Raw genomic sequence first — 17,540 nt, forward strand, 5'->3', positions numbered from 1 at the left:
CTACAACGCTACAACGCCGAGCAGACGGTGCCCTACACGCTGCCGGCCAATGCCACCCAGAGCGGCGTGAAGAGCCGTTCAAGCAAGGGCGGCTCACCGGCCAACTTCAATGAAATCCGCATGGAAGACAAGAAAGGCGCGGAGCAACTGTTTATCCACGCCGAGAAGAACCAGGACATCGAGGTCGAGAACGACGAGACCCACTGGGTCGGCCACGACCGCAACAAGACCATCGACAACGACGAAACCGTGCACGTCAAACATGACCGCACCGAAACCGTCGATAACAACGAGGACATCAGCATCGGCGTCAACCGTACGGAACGCGTCGGCAGCAACGAGACCATCACCATTGGCAGCAACCGCACGATCAGCGTCGGCGCCAACGAAACCGCGACCGTGACCCTTCAGCGCACCCATGCGGTAGGTATCAACGAGACGATCGCCATCGGCGCAGCGCAGGAAGTTGTCATCGGTGCCTTTCAAACGGTGAATGTCGGGGCCTACCAAAACGTCAATGTGGGCCTCTACCAGTCGACCAATGTGGGCGCCAACCGCTCGGTGGACGTGGGTGCCAATCTTTCAACCACGGTAAAGGCAAACGAATCGCGCAAGGTCGGTGCAGGACGCACGACCGATATCGACAACAACGATGCGCTGACGGTGGGCAAGGACCTTGTCATCGATGCCGGTGACTCGGTGACCATCACCACCGGCAAAGCCAGCATCGTCATGAAGAAGGACGGCACCATCAGCATCCGCGGCAAGGACATCACCATAGACGGCTCTGGCGCGATCAACATCAAGGCCAACAAGAACGTGGTGATCAAGGGACGCAAGATCCTGCAAAACTAGGAGTCACGCGTATGACGGTTCAATACCCACTACCCACCCAGGCCCGCATCGATGGCGTGGTCATCGGCGTCCTGCTCGACCTGCCGCAGGCCAATGCGCCCCTGGTGACCTACCCCGGTTGCCCCGAGGAACAGAGCATCGCCGCCCGCAGCACCACCCTGCTCGCCCCTGAGGACATCGGCACCCAGGTGGCGCTGATGTTCGAAGATGGCGACCCTTTCCGCCCGCTAGTGATCGGCCGCCTGCTTGGCCAGGCCGCGGCACCCGCACCGGTTGCCTGCGTGCAACTGGACGACCAGCGCCTGGAATTGAGTGCCGAACGCGAGATCGTGCTGCGTTGCGGCAAGGCCAGTATCACCCTGACCCGCGCGGGCAAAGTGATTATCCAGGGTGCCTACCTGTCCAGCCGCTCCAGCGGGGTCAACCGCATCAAGGGTGGTTCGGTGCAGATCAACTAGACAGGTATTCGGCCCATGGAACTGCTCAACGCCAGCAAACTGCTTGCTGCCTATACCCAGGGCATGGAGCCCGATGGCCGCGAACCCCTGGTGGTGGTGGCCAAAGGCACGTTCAATCTGCCGCTGGACGGCCGCGCGGCGACCCTCGCCGACACTCAGCAACCGCTGCTGATGGCCGATACCTTCCTCGGCGAGCCTGGTCTCAGCGCCCCGCTGCAGGAAATGGACTTCGCCCCGATCAAGCCATTCTGCGATGTGCTGGTGCGCGGCAAGGCCTATGCCCCAGGCGGGCGGCCCGTGAGGCAACTGGCTGCGGGCATTCGCGTCGGTCAGATGAGCAAAGCCTTTTCCGTCCTCGGCCCCCGGCAGTGGCAACCGGGGCTATTGGGCGTTTCTCCCGGCTTGCCGCAGCCCTTCACCGAGCAGGACATCTCTTATGCCCAGGCCTTTGGCGGCAGTCATCCGATGGCCAAAGACTCCGAAATGCGTCACTGCTACCTGGACAATCCGACCGGTTGTGGCTGGTTCCCACGCCATATGGGTAGTGCTGATATCGGTGGCATGCCGATGCCGAACACCGAGGAATTGGGCAAGGCGATCGACAGTCCCTCTGGCGACTACCGCCCGATGGCCCTCGGCCCCATCGGCCGTAGCTGGCCGCAACGCGCCCGCTTCGCCGGTACTTATGACGAAACCTGGTTGGCCGACTGCTTTCCGTTTCTGCCGGGTGATTTCGACCGCCGCTACTTTCAGGCGGCCCCTGACGATCAGCAGATCCAGTATCTACGAGGCGGCGAGGACGTGCTGCTGCTCAACCTCACGCCCCAGGAGCGCGCGGGCTTTCGCATCCCCGAAATCGACGTGCCGGTGACTTTCTTCCTGAAAAAAGGCGGTCATGAGACTGTGCAGGCGGTGATCGATACCCTGTTGATCGACACCGACGCGCTCCAGGTGCAGCTGACCTGGCGTGTCGCCCGTCCGCTACGGCGCAACCTGTTCGAGATCGCTCAGGTGCTGGTCGGCACGATGTCCACGGGCTGGTGGCGCGCCCGTGAACTGGGCAAGGATTACTACCCATCGCTCTCCTCCCTGGTAAAAGACAAGCACGCACCCGAGGAGACGGACTGATGACCGCGCTTTGCATCATCGGCTCCGGCATGGTCAGTGCTGTCGGCCTCAGCGCACCTGCGAGCTGCGCGGCGATCCGCTGCGCCATCGACAATTTCCAGGAAACCCGCTTTATCGACCAAGGCGGCGAATGGCTGATTGCCGCCAGCGTGCCTTTGGAACAGCCCTGGCGCGGCCGCACCAAGCTGATCAAGATGGCCGCCCGGGCCATCGCCGAGGCGCTGCAAAGCACCCCCAACGTCGACCCGGAAAAGACCCCGCTGCTGCTGGGGGTGGCGGAAGTCGAGCGCCCCGGCCGCCTCGATGGTCTCGATAAGGGGCTGCTGCACGCCATTGAAGCCGAACTGGGCCTGCGCTTTCATCCCGGTTCCAACGTCATTGCCCGTGGTCGGGTCAGCGCTGCCGTGGCCCTGCTGAATGCACGCACGCTGATCTACCAGGGCGGCCATCGCCATGTGCTGATTGCCGGCGTCGACTCCTTCCTCAGCGGACCGACGTTGGCCGCTTTCGAAGCACGCGAACGCCTGCTCACCAGCCAGAACTCCAACGGTTTTATCCCCGGCGAAGGCGCCGCCGCCGTGGTGCTGGCCGCCCCCGTTGCCAGCAAAGAGCCGCAATTGGCCTGCATCGGCCTGGGGTTCGGTATGGAGAAGGCCACGGTGGAGGCCGAAGACATTCCCCTGCGCGCCGACGGCCTGACTCAAGCCGTACGCGCCGCCCTGAGCGAAGTCGGCTGTGGGTTGGAGCAAATGGATTATCGGCTCACCGACATCTCCGGCGAGCAGTACTACTTCAAAGAAGCGTCCCTGGCCCTGAGCCGCACCCTGCGCGTGCGCAAGGAGTTCTTCCACCTCTGGCACCCCGCCGACTGCATCGGCGAAGTCGGCGCCGCCATCGGCCCGGCGATGCTCGTCGTGGCCCTGGCCGCCAGCCGCAAGGGCTATGGCGAAGGCCCGAATATCTTCTGCCACTTGGGCAACGACGCCGGCGAACGCGCCGCCGCGATGCTCAGTTATCAGACTGTGAGGGCTGCGTGATGGCGAATGAGGTCTACGCCAACAATATGGAAGTTTCTTGCAAGGCGGCGGCTGGCAAGTCGATCGCCTGCTTTCCGGATGTCTGCTTCACCCCGCCTCAGGCGCCGCCCACCCCGCTGGGGGTGCCGATCCCCTACCCCAATACCGGCATGGCCAAGGACACGACCAGGGGTACACGAACTGTCAGGATCACCGGCAAAGAGGTGATGCTCAAGGACAAGAGTCATTTCAAGACTAGTACGGGAGATGAAGCCGGAAACGCGCCGAAGAAAGGAGTGATTACGAGCAAGATCAAGGGGAAGGTGTACTTCATTGCGTGGTCGATGGATGTGAAGTTCGAAGGGGAAAATGTGGTCAGGCATTTAGACATGATGACTCATAACCACGCGTCCAAACCCGGAAATACGCCTCCTTGGGCTTATACCGACGCGACAGCGACGGCGCCCATTGAGCGTTGCAAGAAAGAAATTGCCAGGAAAAACAAGGCTTGTAATGGACTGAATACCAAAGCCGCACAGTGTGACGACAAGGGCTGTACGTCCGCAAAAAAGTGTTTGCTGGTGTCTAAGAAGCAGGCGGATTCCAAGGCGCAGAACAGTCAAGTGGCCTGTTGTCCTGGCGAAACCGGCCACCACCTCGTTGAAGCCCATAGTTTTACAGTGCCGGGAACTGATCGCCAAACGCCTCTTCCTCAATTCCCCAATTACGACGAAAAAGATGCACCGTGCATTTGCGTGCAATGCCCTCAAGGCGGAAACGGACGCTATGAAGGGGATCATGGCTTCATGCATGCAGCCCAGGGCAAACTGGAACAGGCAGCCATAGAGAGAGCGTCGCCCAGTAAAAAGGATTACGCCTGGAACTACGGCCAGTCCCGTTCAGCGGGCGTGCGGGCGCTTCAGCAGACCTTTCCAAAGTCGAACTGCTCAAAGAAATGTCTGGAAGCGCAGTTAGACGCCTATCACAAGAATACGTTAGGTGTCAGTGACAAAACCCCAGTGCGGACCCACACACCCAACCTTCAAGATAATCAGAAAGCGCTGGCTCACGAAATGATCCCAGAGGTCACTATCAGTGCTTGGTAGATCAATTGGAGCAGAAACGACATGACTCAAACATTGGATTGGACGCTGAGCCGAGTAGCTGTTTTCGATAAGAACCGCGTTTACGTGCTCGCCTACTCCAAACGCGAGCCCGGTACTCGAGTTTTTCGCTGGACCGGAGAATGGGACAACTATTACGTTCAAGCGATTTGCGCCGGTATATGCGCAGTTCGCGGCGCTCCTCCCGAAATTCTGACGCTATGCGCCAATGGTAGCGTGCATCGCGCTGCGCCCGACGGGCAAGCCTACGAGGATATAGTCGAAGAAAAACCCAGTAAGCACGGCCTGCTGCGCGACATACGCCCTATCGGTGGGAGTGTCTATGCCACAGGCTTCGGCCGCCAAGTCTATATTCGAAAGGACAGAGTCTGGCAGCGCTGCGATCAAGGCATGGTCGAAGATCCTACCGCTGATAACCTCAGCGGCTTCGAATCCATCGACGGCTTTGGTGAAGATGAAATCTATGCCACCGGCAATCGGGGTGAGATCTGGTACCGCCGGCATGGCGTCTGGCAGCAAAGCGAAAGTCCGACCAACATCATTCTGGAAAACGTTCTCTGCGCACCCGATGGAGTGGTTTACATCTCAGGCCAGTTGGGCATCGTCATACGAGGTCGTCTCGACCGCTGGGAGCTCATTGAGCATGAGCTCACCGAAGACACATTCTGGGACATGGCCTGGTTCAATGATCAACTCTGGCTTTCAACCACCACAGCACTCTACACGCTACAAGGTGACAAGCTGGAGAGGGTCGAGACAGGACTTTCCGGCGATCAGACCTTCAGATACTTAGACGCTAATGAGCAGTGTCTATGGTCATCCGGTGAACGACACCTTGCAGCTTTTGACGGAACGAATTGGACACGCATACCCAGTCCTTAAGACGAACGTAGAGAAGTACATGGAAAGTTTGTCACCGATTCTGGACCAACACACCGAAGAGGCCAGTTTTCTCGCCGCCCTGCGCGACTATGCCATGCGTGCACCACATTACGATCTGGAGCATATAGACACACTCGACAAGCGCATCGACGCCCACCTCGACGGCCTTCGAATCGCCGGCACCACCGGCCTGGAAACCCTCCTGACCCGACTCAGCCCACACGCCATCGGCGAGATGTTCGCCAGTGCGGTACTGGCCTTCGAGGCGGGTAACGCGCAGGTGTTGTCACGGCTCAGCCAGCATTTGCGCAGTGCCGAGGAAACGGAGCGTGGCTACCTGATGGCCTTGGGTTGGCTCGACTGGGAGTGGATATCGCCCTGGATCGACCGCATGCTCGCCTCCCCTGAACCCCTGTTCCACCGCCTCGGCCTGGCCGCCTGCGGCATGCACCGCTACGACCCTGGCCCTGCCCTGCTTACCGGGCTTTCCCACGCCGACCCAAGCGTGCTGGCACGTGCCGCCCGCACTGCCGGCGAGCTGCGTCGTCGTGACCTGATGCCGACAATTCGTGCCCACCGTCTACACCCGGATCCAGCCACGCGCTTCTGGGCCAATTGGGCCACCGCACAGATGGGCGATGAGCACGCTCTGGAACCGCTGCGCCAGTTCGCCGAGCAACCGGGCGAGTTCCAGTACCGCGCGCTCTGCGTATTGCTGGCCTGGCAAAAGCGTGAAAACAGCATCGCCTGGATACGCCAATTGATAGAGAACCCTGAGCAACAGCGCATCGGCATCCAGGCCATCGGGCTGCTGGGCGACCCGTTCAGTGTGCCCTGGTTGATCCAGCAGATGAGCGACCTGCCTCATGCCCGCGTCGCCGGCGAAGCCTTCAGTCTGATCACTGGCGCTGACCTGGCGCTGCTCGACCTGGAATTGCAGGACCTGCCGGATTTCGATGCCGGCCCGAACGACGACCCTGAGGACGCTGATGTCGCCATGGACCCCGATGAAAACCTGCCCTGGCCCGACCCGCAGTTGATCGCCGCCTGGTGGCAGGTCCATGGAGGCGATTTCCAGGCGGGCGTGGGCTATGTGCTGGGGCTACAGCAGAGCGAGAGCAGTTACCGGCGCGTCCTTGTCCAGGGTCAGCAACGCCAGCGTATTGCAGCCGCCTTCGGCGTTGCTCGCTGGCGACCGAACGAAGTGCTGTTCCCCACCAGCGCACCCGCCTGGCGGCAAAAGATGTTGTTGGGGGAGCCAGCGCCGCCCGTTCGGCACCTCTGAGGTTTTGCCAAAATAGAATGCAGCCCCTAAGCCAGGCAGCTTGGAAATACTTAAATGGTTGGGCCTTTTCGTGCTGGCATTCATTCCGCAGTTTGTCGACCCGCACCGCGGCTCAGTGAGTATCCAGATGCAGGTGTACGGCGTGTGGTTTGCTGTACTTACGGCCGCTGGATTCGCGCTCATGGGCGCTTTCGCCACTACACTTTCCGGTTTTCTACGCCAGCGGCCACGACTTGTGAATGGTCTGAACGTGGGGGCAGGACTGACGTTTGTGGCATCGGGGGTATCGATCGCGGCGCTCAGCCAAAGATAGAGCAAGGGACTCGCCCCGCTGAGCACCCTACGCGCGCCCGCCTCGTATGGCTTTAATCACCCACGCCGATCGGTTGCGGCGTTTCATAATTTTTAAGGTTTGATTAAGGACTTTAAAGGTCGCCGGCGGACAGACTTTCCCTAACGATCAGGAGAGCCGCCATGAACCCGCAATCGGTGAATTCAGACCATCCATGTGAACTTGCGAGACCGCTGGGCGCCCTGTCCAGCTGGCAAGAGCGCCGCGCCAAGGAACTGATGCTGCGTGATATGGGCAGTTGCGTTCGCATCAGCGAGATTGCCGAACACTGCAACCTGTCGCGCAGTCATTTTTCCCGGGCGTTCAAAAAGAGTACCGGCCACTCACCCCAAGGTTGGCTGATGAGGATGAAAATCGAAAAAGCCAAAAGCCTGCTGATCACCTCGATGCCGATCACCGACGTCGTCTATGAATGCGGTTTCGCGGACCACTCGCATTTCACCCACACCTTTAGCCGGCTGGAAGGGATGACACCCAAGGCCTGGCGGCGGGCCGTTGAGCATGTGATCACAAATCGACGTCCCAACACGCCGATGATTGATCGAGACCTATCCGACAGGAGAATCCCCGATAGCGTGGTCGACGGCTTGCGACAACTTCGCGCGCAGGCGCTGCACGCGTGAACTGATCGAGGCCAACAGAACGAACTCCTCCCCTTTGGCCGCTCATGCGGCCTTTTTTTATCCGACGCTGGCCGCCGCGATCGGCAGATTGAAACAGATCCTGGCGCCCTGCTCGCTGTCCTGGACCACCAGCGTCCCGCCGTGCGCACCGATCACTGACCTGCAGATGGCCAGCCCCATCCCCATGCCGCTGCCTTTGGTGGTGTAGAACGCATCGAAGATTTGCTCGCGCTGTGGTGCGTCAATTCCCGGCCCATTGTCCTGGAAGCAGACTTGAACATGATCGTCCTTGAGCGCTGAGCCGATGATGATGCGTCCATCTGGCAACCCGGCTCCGGCGATGGCTTCCTGCGCATTGGTGATCAGGTTGAACACCACTTGCTGGATCTGCACCGCATCGACCCAAACCGGGCATTGCGCATCAAGCCGGGTTTGCAGTTGCACGTTGCGGTTCGCCAGATCGGTGGCGGTCAGGCGCACGACCTCACCGATCAACTCGTCGATCTGCACCGGTCGCCGTTGCAACGGCGCCTGTTTGGCGAGCGCGCGAAGTGCCTGGACGATATCGGCGGCGCGGGCGCTGTCTGAGCGAATGTCTTCCAGCCCCTGAATCGCCTCTTCCAGATCGGGCTGATCGCGCTTAAGCCAGCGCAGGCTCGCCGAGGCGTTAGACAAGATGCCCAGCAGCGGCTGGCTGATTTCATGGGCAATCGAAGCAGACAACTCGCCCATGACTTTAAGGTGCGAGCTACGCGCCAGTTCTGCCCGGGAACTGCGCAAGTCCGCTTCCATTTGCGCACGCAGTCGGGTGTCTTCGACCAGCTGCGCATACAGCCTGGCGGTATGCAGTGACACGGCGGCCTGGGAGGCGAGTATTTCCAGCATGGTCAGGCGCTCGGCGCTGAACAGCTTGGGGACCAGGCTGTTTTCGAGATAGACCAGACCGATCAACGTGCCTTGTCTGAGCAACGGCAGGCACAACATGGAACGCGTCTGGCGCTGTAGGAGGTCGGCGCTGTAGGCCTCGGGACAATCTGTCCGGGCATCGTCGAGCACCAGAGTGTTGCGGGTGCGCTTGCTGGCGTTGAGCACCGAGGCAGGCGCCATCTGTTCGAGCGGCTGCCCGGTGTCCAGCGCAACCCGCACGTTGCCGGCCTCGACAGAAGCGGTTGCCGCGAGTTGCAGCTCGGCGCCGCTGACAATCATCAGAACGCCATGATCGGCACCCGCCTGAATCATCAGGTGGTTCATCAGGGTTTCGACCAGTCGTTCCAGCAATACCTCTTGCGAAAGTGCGCGCGCCGCCTCGATTCCCACTTCAAGATCAAGGCGGACCTGGGTCACAGGCCGGACAGGTTCGAACGACGACTCTGCGCTCAGAAACGGGTGCARGGTTTCCAGCTGGCGGGCCTTGCTGTTGGCCCCCCAGAGGTTGTAACAGTCGCGCGCGACGCGCAGGTGGTGATTGGCACCCGACACCAGCCCGTTAGGTAAGCAGATCTCCGCCAGCTGCTCATGGGCCAGCGCCTGCTCGTGGATGAAACCGGCAGCTGCCGCAGCGATCTGGGACTGATCAAAACAGCGGATGGCAACCAGTTCCTGACCGCGCAAACGGGCGATGACCCCTTCGATCAGCAGCAATTTGTTGCGGAAGGTTGCCGGGTTGAGCTCGACCCATGACAGAAACCGCAGACGTTGCCGTTCGAGTTGTTCCAGTTTTTCGGCCACCTCCCCCGGTGCCTGCGCACTGCCCAGCGCCAGGCTGTAGAACAGGTAGTAATCGGCGAGATTGATGTGCGCCGGAATGGACCAGGCCAGTGCGGCCGCCTCTTCGAAGCGCCGCAATGCGTAAGGGATATCGCCGTAGTAAAACGCGGACATGCCTGAATACAGCCACGTCCAGAACAGAGTCGGCTGTGACACGCTGGTGCGGTCGATGGGGCCGAAACGGTCATGTTCAGTGCCGTCCAGTTCGGTCAGCGGCCGGTGCTGACGCCCATCGCGCAGATCGCTGGCGTACGCCTGTTGCGCCAGCAGGATGCGTTCGATGTCGATATAGTGAAACTGACGCACCCAGGCCAGGCCATGCTCCAGTTCGCTCAACACTCGTTGTAAGGGTTCGCCCATGAACAACAGATCGGAGCCGATGTGGTTGCAGGCATAACAGGACATACCCAGGTCACCGCCGGCCTGACCGCACTCGAATGCTGCGAACGCCTTCTGTCGGGCGTACGCCATCGGTCGGGTCCACGGGCTGACTTGATCAAGCGCCACCAGCGTACCTGTGCGTCCGGCTTCGTAGCCGTGTTTGTCAGTGAGTTCAAGGGCCACTTCGGCGAAGGACTGCCCGTCCACATACTCGCCATAGCGCTCGGCAATCATCACGCCAAACCAGGCAAACCCGTAACCGCTGCTCGGCGTGGTGCCATGCATCAACGTAAGTTCGACCATTTTCGCCAAATGCAGAAAACGAATGTCGTCGTTGACGAAGAACGAGGAAATCAACGTGCTGAGCAACTCCATGGCCACTTCGACAAGCGGGTCATCGGCCTTGGGCAAATGCACCAGATCGGCGATGCGGCGCGCGCCCACGAGTGCGCGTACCTGGGCAAACACGAGGCTCAGCTGATCGTGCGAGGGCTTGCGCTGCAGGGGAATATCCAGCAGGGCCAACCCGGTCAACGCCTCGGTTATGGCCCCCTCGTAATCGGAGTGCAACGTGCGCAAGGTGGCCCGTAACCGATAGGTTTTCGCGCGGTCGAGCGCTGTGGTGGCGTGATTCAGGCAGTCGTCGAGGCGGTGTTGGGCGCTGGCCAGATCGGCCAGCAGCATGTCACATTCGGCAGCCAGCCATTGGGTGGCGAACGCCTGAGTGTAAAGGCTCGACCAACCGGTCTGCCCGAGCAGACGCTCGGCCGTGCGCAGATAGCCCACGGCCTGCTCGACAGCCGCGGTGTCCCTTGCACGTTCGGCAGCTTCGACCAACAGCTCGACGAACGCGGCACGGCGATGCGCCTCCAGTTTATCCACGTCAATACGCTGAACCTGGCTGGCGACTTCAAATACACGCTCATGGATCTGCTCACCCCACTGATCAAGCATGGCGACGGCGATACGGGCATGCTCGGCGGCGCGTCCCGCTGGCGCAGCAAGCTGACAGGCTGCCTCAAGTACACGGTCGTGGGGAAACACCAGTTGCTCGCGCTCACGCAACAGAAAACCGGCATCGACCAGACTTTGCACTTCACGGTTGATCTGTTGCTGATCACACGGTAACAACCGGTGCAGCAGCGATTCATCACAGCGCCCGCCGACATATCCGGCCGTGCGCAACACTTCGCGTTCCATCGGTGCCAGCCGTTCGAATCGCTGCACCATCAAGTCCGCGACGTTATCGGCGTAACGGTAACCATCCACCTCCTCCTGGTTCCAGACCCAGCGGCGACCGTGCACGTCGAAGCACACCAGACGTTCATCGATCAACGCGCGCAACACCTGGCTGATGAAAAGAGGGTTGCCGGCCGTCTTGTAGTGCACGACTGGCGCGAGTGACTCGATAGCCTCGGGGTCGGTGTCCAGTTCAGCGGCGATCAGTTCCGCGACTGCTGGCACCGATAGTGGACCCAGCATGACGCTTGTACAGGGTAACGATTGCCCATGCTCCAACACCTGCAGCAATCCACCCTCACGCTGGAGGGACTGCGATTCGGCCTCACGGTACGCCAGAATGAGCGCCAGATGCCGGGGCGGCCGGGCAATGAAGGCTTGCAAGAACGACAGCGTCGAATCGTCGGCCCACTGCACATCATCGACGAATAGCACCAGAGGTCGTCCCGGCTGAGCGAAGACTTCCAAAACATCGAGTAGCGTTTGATTGGCGCGATCAAGCGCATGCCGGGCCGGCATGTTCGGCAGCTCAGGCGCGACACCGATGACCAGCTCGGCCTCGGGCGCCAGCTCCGCCAGGAGTTTGCCCCGCCCCTTGAGGCGTTCGATCAGTTGCTCGCCCAGCGTCTCCAGTTCCAGAGCCGGCTTGCCCAGCAGTTGGGTCATCAGCGACTTGAAGATCTCTGCCAATGGCGCGTAGGGAATTTCCTGCTGCAGCAGATTGCTCTTGCCGCTGGCCCAGTAGCCGGGCGTCAAGGGCCGGACACCCTGGTGGATCAGCGTCGACTTGCCGGCACCCGGCGCGCCACCGACCAGCAGGACCCGGGCGATGCCATCGCTGCGCACCTGACTTATCTGCTCGATCAACTGCATGCGTTCGGCCTCGCGGCCGAACAGAACATCACCGCGGGCCGCAGAAGGCAACGCATCGAAGGCGCCCAGCCGAAACCCATCGATGCGCTCGTGCTCCAGCCACTGCTGTTGGCACCAGGCCAGATCCGCGGCCATCGACTCTGCGCGCTGATAGCGGGCACCCGGTTCCTTCGCCAAGCCTTTGAGCAACACTTGGCAGATGCCTTCCGGCAGATCGGCAACATGGATTGCCGGTGATTGCGGTTGCACGGCGGCGTGCACGTGCAGCCATTGCGAGGGGTCGCGGGCGGTGAGCGGCAGTCGGCCGGTCAGCGCTTGATAGAGGATTACGGTCAGGGCGTAGATATCGCTGCGCGCGTCAAAACTGGCCGCATCGCGCCGTACCTGTTCGGGCGCCAGGTACGGCCATTGTTCCAGACCGGGCAATTCAGCGGTGGGCACCTCTGCGACATGACTGTGAAAACCCAGGAGTCTCACCGAATCGACGGTATCCACCATCAGGTGATGGGGCAGCAGGCTGGCATGGCGCACACCCGCGTTCTGCGCGCTGGCCAGCGCGTTGGCCGCCGCCACGGCGATGCCCAACAAGCGCCCCAGCGGCAGCCCGGCGTCACCGATCAGATCCATCAGCGGCGTCCCCGACGCGGGATAGATCAACAAGGGCCCCTCGGCCGAGCGGATAAACGCGACAGGTGCAATCGCCCATGCCGGATCCAGGCGCAGATGAAAATCGCGCTCCAGCCGCTGGCACGTGGCGGGCAGCTGAATCGGTGCCCGGGCGGCAAGCCAGTGTGTGCCCGACGGCCGGTCCTGAAGCGTGAACCAGGTCAGGTCATTTTCCCGGCGCAGCATGGAGAAGGTGCAGCGCTCCAGCCAGGCTTCATCGTGGACGACCTCAAGACTGCGGGAACCGGATGATGAGAGAGGACGGCTGGACATGAACAATCACCGCTGAAGATTCGTTTCGGGCTGAGCCCTGGAGTATACGCAAGGCTCTGGCCCAACGGCTGCATGCCGGTCATCCTGTCCGTAATCGGCACCATGATGGCTGTCGTGCTACCCCGTTGCCGATGGTTTTTGCGCACTGAAATCACGGTGTGTTATCCCTCGGGATAATTGCATTATGCGGGGCCGTCCCCTAGCGTGTACCTCTGATGAATTGATGCTCCGGCGTCACTCTCCATCCACGCAGTGCAGAGGAACGCATGATCCGACTCGGCCAAGCCACTATTTCCCTGGAGCGGCGCGAAGCCTTTCTTGATGGACGGCCGCTGCGTGTCGGGGGCCGGGCGTTCGAAATCCTCTCGGTGCTGATGCACGCCGATGGCCGGATTGTCAGCAAAGATGAATTGATCACACAGGTCTGGCCCGACACCGTCGTCGAGGAAAACAATCTGCAGGTGCAGATTTCCTCGCTGCGCAAGTTGCTCGGAGAAAAAGAACTTATCCAGACGGTCCCGCGCCGAGGTTACCGATTATTGAAAAAACGTGAACCGCCCCTGCCCCTGTTCCATCCGGTGGCACCGGGCCCTTTGGCACCCGAGGATCAGGAGACGATCGATCCTGACAGCGTGCCGGTGTTCATCGTCGACGATGAAGCGAGCGTGCGTACAGCCCTCAGCCGACTGCTGCGGGCCGAAGGCATCGCGCACCGGATATTCGCCTCGGCCGAAGAATTGCTCAACGCTGACCTCGACACCGGCCCCGCTTGCCTGTTGCTTGACGTGAGTCTGCCCGAAACGACAGGCCTGGAACTTCAATCGGCGCTCGGACAGCGCGGGCATCCGTGGCCGGTCATTTTCATGACCGGTTTCGGCACCATCTCGATGTCGGTGCAGGCCATGAAAGCAGGTGCGGTCGAATTCCTGACCAAACCATTCAACGACGACCAGTTGTTGGACACCCTGCGCGCCACCCGTCAGCGTGCAGCGACGGCGTTCGAGCAATGGCAACGCATACAAAGCGCCCGTCAAAGGGCTGCCCTGTTGACCCCCCGTGAGCGCGAAGTGCTGCCGCTGATCGTCGCGGGTCTGTCCAACAAGCACATCGCCAACCAGCTGGGCACCAGTGAAGTCACCGCCAAGGTCCATCGCAAACACATCATGGAGAAGATGCAGACGCGCTCGCTGGTCAATCTGGTCAAGCTGTATGGTTTGATCAGCACGGAGCCAGCGTTTGGCATGCAGGGTTCTTCATGACTACGGAGACTGGCTGCGCCCCCGAATCATCCCGTAGCGCCATGATCATCGTCTGCATCGTGGACGACGATGCGTCCGTACGCAAAAGCCTGGCCAATCTGCTCCGGTCGGCCGGATACCGTTCTCGGGTGTTCGCCTCGGGCGAGGAATTCCTGGCCCTCGAAAACTTCGATGACGTTGCCTGCCTGCTGTTGGATCTGAAAATGAACGGCCTGTCAGGGCTGGACGTCATGCGTGCGCTGACGCTCAAGGGCCGAAAGTTTCCAGTGATTTGCATGTCGGCACACTGGGATGAAGCCACACTGGCCGAATCCAGCCGCTATGAGCCCATCGAATGCTTGCGTAAACCCTTCAACGGCGATGCCTTGCTGAGCGCCGTCGAGTTTGCGCTGCAATGTGAGCGATGAACAATCACGTGTTGGACGGCGATTGCGGCGTATCAGGATTGAGTTGCTGACGCCTGAATTGCCCTGGAGGCTGGCCGTGGATCTGGCGGAAGCGTCGCGAAAAATAAGCCTCGTCAGCGAAACCGCACAACCTCGCCACCTCCCCCACCGGTCGTGTCCCATTGAGCAAATAATTGCGTGCCGCGTGCATCCTGCGCTCGAGCACCAGCTCAGTGAAGGTCTTGCCGATTTCCTTGCGCAACCAGTGCGTCAGGTACGTCGGTGACAGGTAGGTCGCAGCAGCCACCTTGATCAGGTTGAGGTCGGGATCGGCAATGTTCTTGCGCAAGTATTCGGACATCCTGCTCAGCGCATCGCGTCGGCTGACTTCGGCGGCATTCTCTTCGGCCAACCGCTTGAGCGGCTCGGCATACAAGGCACAAACACTCCCCACCAGTTGCAGCAACAGCCCCTTGAGCATCTCGCGAGTGCCGAACTGACGGTTTTCATCGAGCACGCGCATCTGTTCGATCAGGGCACAGACTTTGCTGAAATCTTCATCGGCCAGAATGAAATCCAGATGCTCCTGAAAGCGGAACGGCGACAACTCGGGTGCCAGCAGAATCGAGACTTCCTCCAGGTCCATCGGGTCGCACTGCAAATGCGGCAGCAGGAAGGTCTGGGAAAAGTTGATCACCATGAAATTGCTGTCGGCCGGATGCGGAATCACGTGCACGCGATGCGGCAGGATGAAGGCCAGCGTGTTGCGCGGAAACGGCCGCTCGACATTACCGATGTGCTGCACGGTATCGCCACCGAGGTTGACCTGGATCTGGAAATACTCATGGCGATGCGGACTGGTTTCGGCGCGCCGGCCCTTTTTGTCGCGGATGTAAAAGTCCGTCAATTCGCTGCGTTGCTGCATGACGTAAGTGGGTACTCGACTCGGTGACGACATCGCCTGAGGATCCTCGACAGGTACATGGACAGGTTGTCGTCGCGCCGCGACGCAGGCGGCGACCGCGGTGATTGTGAAGGCAGACACCGCCGGCTTCAACACGTCATAGGATGACAACGAAATACAGAGAATTAATTGTATCCGTGTGTGATGTGTCGTCTGTCCAAAAAACTACGAGCACGAAAAAATATTTAATCTTTTAAAAACATCAACTTATGAATCGAATAAAGCATAACGAAGGAAATGAGCTGATTTGATTTTTCTTGGACACCTGCATTGATCGCCTTTTACAGGAGAAAAAACGATCTAACGCCTCCGTTGATTTTGAGAGGTTGTACGACCACTGTAACAACCAATGCAGCCCGACCCTTCCAATAACAATCAAAAGGTGCGCTCGTGATGAACCTGCTTTTTTCCCTCGCCAACCCTCCCCCGACCGAGCCAGTCCGAAGGCGTATCTGAGCGCCTGACAGCGGCTGTCCGCGCCCTCACTCAAGTAGCAATTGCCCTGCCCCGGCACTGGAGGCATCGGCTTCGGCTGCGCGTGAACATCTCGATTCTCCTAACAATAAAAAGGTCTACTCATGTCGAACTCGCAAACCTCCCCGTCCACCGCGCCGTCGGTGAGCGCCGGCGCCCGGGACGCCCTGTTGCCTCAGCGACTACCGACGCGTCGGCGCTGGTTCATGCTGTCATTGCTGCTGATTGCGACCATCATCAACTACATCGACCGCGTAAATATCTCGATTGCCGCACCGTTCATGGCCAAGGATCTGGGCCTGGACAAGATCGAAATGGGCCTGATTTTTTCCGCGTTTGCCTGGACTTACGCCCTTGCCCTGGTCCCCGCCGGGTTCATCGCCGATCGCTTCGGTTCCCGGTTCACCTACGGGGTGTCGCTGATCAGTTGGTCGACGGTCACCGTGTGCCAAGGCTTTGCCACCGGGTTCGCTTCGCTGTTCGGGCTGCGACTGGCTGTCGGTGCCATGGAGGCTCCAGCATTTCCGGCCAACAGTCGTGCGGTGACGGTATGGTTCCCGGCCCGCGAACGGGGCCTGGCCAGCAGCATTTACGTGTGCGGCCAGTATCTGGGCACGGCATTGTTTACCGGCATGCTGTTATGGCTGGCCACGACCTATGACTGGCGCCATGTTTTCTACAGCACCGGGATACTCGGCATTGTGTTCGGTGTGATCTGGCTCTACGTGTACCGCGATCCGCTGAGCTGCAAGAACGTCAGCCAGGAAGAACTGAAGTACATCGAAGCCGGGGGTGGACTGGTCAAGAGCAGTCAGGAACGCACCCGGTTCAACTGGCGGCAGATCGCCGAGCTGTTCAGCTATCGGCAGATCTGGGCGATTTGCATCGGCAAGTTCGCCAGCACCTCGGCGTTGTACTTCTTCCTGACCTGGTTCCCGACGTACCTGATCGAAGAACGCAAGCTGACCATGATCAAGGCCGGGGTCTTCGCCGTGCTGCCGTTCGTAGGTGCAACGGTCGGCATTCTGCTGGCCGGCATCGTCTCCGACTTGCTGATCCGTCGTGGTTACTCAATGTCCTTCGCTCGCAAGTTGCCATTGGTGGTCGGATCGATGCTGGGGATGTCGATCGTGCTGGTGAATTTCACCGACTCGAACGTGATCTGCATTGCCGTGCTGACCATGGCCTTCTTCGCCCAGGGAATCGCCTCCTCGTCGTGGGCGGCGGTGTCGGAAGTCGCGCCCAAGGAATTGATCGGCCTGACTGGCGGGGTCACCAGCCTGGCCGCCAACATCGGCGGAATCGTCACCCCGATCGTGATTGGCGGCATCGTCCACGCGACAGGCTCGTTTGCCTACGCCTTCTGGTTCATTGGCGGCGTGGCGCTGATGGGGACCTTGTCCTATTCGTTGCTGCTCGGTCGCTTGTATCGCATCGAACTCAAGGCGCGCTGAGCCAAGAAACCGTTTTTCTCCAACACGAGGCGGCTTTCGTCCAACTTTGCAAAAGATTGCCGCCGTACGCTGACGCTTCAA

At 60.3% G+C, this 17,540-nt stretch carries 13 protein-coding genes and 1 pseudogene; 12 read left to right on the forward strand and 2 right to left on the reverse strand.

The features are described 5' to 3' along the window. From AC1D2Q_RS10540 to AC1D2Q_RS10580, 9 genes and pseudogenes are all read left to right on the forward strand, one after another. Positions 1-855, forward strand: an 855-nt coding sequence (locus AC1D2Q_RS10540; protein WP_477813158.1) for a bacteriophage T4 gp5 trimerisation domain-containing protein, incomplete at its 5' end; no start/stop codon positions are given. A gap of 11 nt (positions 856-866) precedes the next feature. Continuing rightward, positions 867-1,313 (forward strand): DUF6484 domain-containing protein, encoded by a 447-nt coding sequence (locus tag AC1D2Q_RS10545; RefSeq protein WP_477813159.1) that lies wholly within the window; start codon positions 867-869, stop codon positions 1,311-1,313. 15 nt (positions 1,314-1,328) lie between these two features. Beyond that, complete coding sequence (locus AC1D2Q_RS10550; RefSeq protein ID WP_477813160.1) at positions 1,329-2,441, forward strand: DUF2169 family type VI secretion system accessory protein; 1,113 nt, start codon at positions 1,329-1,331, stop codon at positions 2,439-2,441. After that, positions 2,438-3,478 (forward strand): hypothetical protein, encoded by a 1,041-nt coding sequence (locus AC1D2Q_RS10555; RefSeq protein WP_477813325.1) that lies wholly within the window; start codon positions 2,438-2,440, stop codon positions 3,476-3,478. Before AC1D2Q_RS10550 ends, AC1D2Q_RS10555 begins: the two co-directional genes overlap by 4 nt. Then, the gene (locus tag AC1D2Q_RS10560) at positions 3,478-4,563 is read left to right on the forward strand and encodes a PAAR-like domain-containing protein (protein ID WP_477813161.1); all 1,086 of its coding nucleotides are present in this window, start codon (positions 3,478-3,480) and stop codon (positions 4,561-4,563) included. The genes AC1D2Q_RS10555 and AC1D2Q_RS10560 overlap by 1 nt, the downstream gene beginning before the upstream one ends. A 21-nt stretch (positions 4,564-4,584) precedes the next feature. Then, the gene (locus tag AC1D2Q_RS10565; RefSeq protein ID WP_477813162.1) at positions 4,585-5,463 is read left to right on the forward strand and encodes a hypothetical protein; all 879 of its coding nucleotides are present in this window, start codon (positions 4,585-4,587) and stop codon (positions 5,461-5,463) included. 19 nt (positions 5,464-5,482) lie between these two features. Then, entirely contained in the window at positions 5,483-6,748 is a 1,266-nt protein-coding gene (locus AC1D2Q_RS10570; protein ID WP_477813163.1) for a TIGR02270 family protein, read from the forward strand. A 61-nt stretch (positions 6,749-6,809) separates the two neighbouring features. After that, positions 6,810-7,061, forward strand: a pseudogene (locus AC1D2Q_RS10575) (LysE family translocator); the annotation flags it as partial. 161 nt (positions 7,062-7,222) lie between these two features. Then, positions 7,223-7,723 (forward strand): helix-turn-helix transcriptional regulator, encoded by a 501-nt coding sequence (locus tag AC1D2Q_RS10580; RefSeq protein ID WP_477813164.1) that lies wholly within the window; start codon positions 7,223-7,225, stop codon positions 7,721-7,723. 57 nt (positions 7,724-7,780) lie between these two features. On the opposite strand, the gene AC1D2Q_RS10585 is transcribed toward AC1D2Q_RS10580, so the two are convergent. Then, positions 7,781-12,835: a trifunctional serine/threonine-protein kinase/ATP-binding protein/sensor histidine kinase gene (locus tag AC1D2Q_RS10585; RefSeq protein WP_477813326.1), complete on the reverse strand. Its 5,055-nt coding sequence runs from the start codon at positions 12,833-12,835 to the stop codon at positions 7,781-7,783. Between the two features lie 353 nt (positions 12,836-13,188). Here AC1D2Q_RS10585 and AC1D2Q_RS10590 point away from each other — a divergent pair, with 353 nt between their 5' ends. Both AC1D2Q_RS10590 and AC1D2Q_RS10595 read left to right on the forward strand, forming a co-directional pair. Next, positions 13,189-14,181 carry a response regulator gene (locus AC1D2Q_RS10590; RefSeq protein ID WP_018927749.1) on the forward strand — a complete coding sequence of 331 codons (993 nt, stop codon included), beginning with the start codon at positions 13,189-13,191 and terminating at the stop codon, positions 14,179-14,181. Between the two features lie 41 nt (positions 14,182-14,222). Continuing rightward, positions 14,223-14,588 carry a response regulator transcription factor gene (locus AC1D2Q_RS10595; protein ID WP_477813327.1) on the forward strand — a complete coding sequence of 122 codons (366 nt, stop codon included), beginning with the start codon at positions 14,223-14,225 and terminating at the stop codon, positions 14,586-14,588. Positions 14,589-14,592: 4 nt separating this feature from the next. On the opposite strand, the gene AC1D2Q_RS10600 is transcribed toward AC1D2Q_RS10595, so the two are convergent. After that, positions 14,593-15,525, reverse strand: coding sequence for a helix-turn-helix transcriptional regulator (locus tag AC1D2Q_RS10600; RefSeq protein WP_204125122.1), 933 nt, complete (start codon positions 15,523-15,525; stop codon positions 14,593-14,595). Between the two features lie 584 nt (positions 15,526-16,109). Between AC1D2Q_RS10600 and AC1D2Q_RS10605 the strand changes: the two genes are divergently transcribed. Beyond that, the gene (locus tag AC1D2Q_RS10605; protein WP_019649133.1) at positions 16,110-17,459 is read left to right on the forward strand and encodes an MFS transporter; all 1,350 of its coding nucleotides are present in this window, start codon (positions 16,110-16,112) and stop codon (positions 17,457-17,459) included. The last annotated feature ends 81 nt before the right edge of the window (positions 17,460-17,540 follow it).

This window comes from Pseudomonas sp. P1_A1, from assembly GCF_056406935.1.

Excerpts from the sequence above, each read along its gene's own strand:
- AC1D2Q_RS10580 (WP_477813164.1), top strand. The coding sequence starts at position 7,223 with ATGAACCCGCAATCGGTGAATTCAGACCATCCATGTGAACTTGCGAGA.
- AC1D2Q_RS10590 (WP_018927749.1), top strand. The coding sequence starts at position 13,189 with ATGATCCGACTCGGCCAAGCCACTATTTCCCTGGAGCGGCGCGAAGCC.
- AC1D2Q_RS10600 (WP_204125122.1), bottom strand. The coding sequence starts at position 15,525 with ATGTCGTCACCGAGTCGAGTACCCACTTACGTCATGCAGCAACGCAGC.
- AC1D2Q_RS10605 (WP_019649133.1), top strand. The coding sequence starts at position 16,110 with ATGTCGAACTCGCAAACCTCCCCGTCCACCGCGCCGTCGGTGAGCGCC.
- AC1D2Q_RS10550 (WP_477813160.1), top strand. The coding sequence starts at position 1,329 with ATGGAACTGCTCAACGCCAGCAAACTGCTTGCTGCCTATACCCAGGGC.
- AC1D2Q_RS10595 (WP_477813327.1), top strand. The coding sequence starts at position 14,223 with ATGATCATCGTCTGCATCGTGGACGACGATGCGTCCGTACGCAAAAGC.
- AC1D2Q_RS10560 (WP_477813161.1), top strand. The coding sequence starts at position 3,478 with ATGGCGAATGAGGTCTACGCCAACAATATGGAAGTTTCTTGCAAGGCG.
- AC1D2Q_RS10570 (WP_477813163.1), top strand. The coding sequence starts at position 5,483 with ATGGAAAGTTTGTCACCGATTCTGGACCAACACACCGAAGAGGCCAGT.
- AC1D2Q_RS10565 (WP_477813162.1), top strand. The coding sequence starts at position 4,585 with ATGACTCAAACATTGGATTGGACGCTGAGCCGAGTAGCTGTTTTCGAT.
- AC1D2Q_RS10545 (WP_477813159.1), top strand. The coding sequence starts at position 867 with ATGACGGTTCAATACCCACTACCCACCCAGGCCCGCATCGATGGCGTG.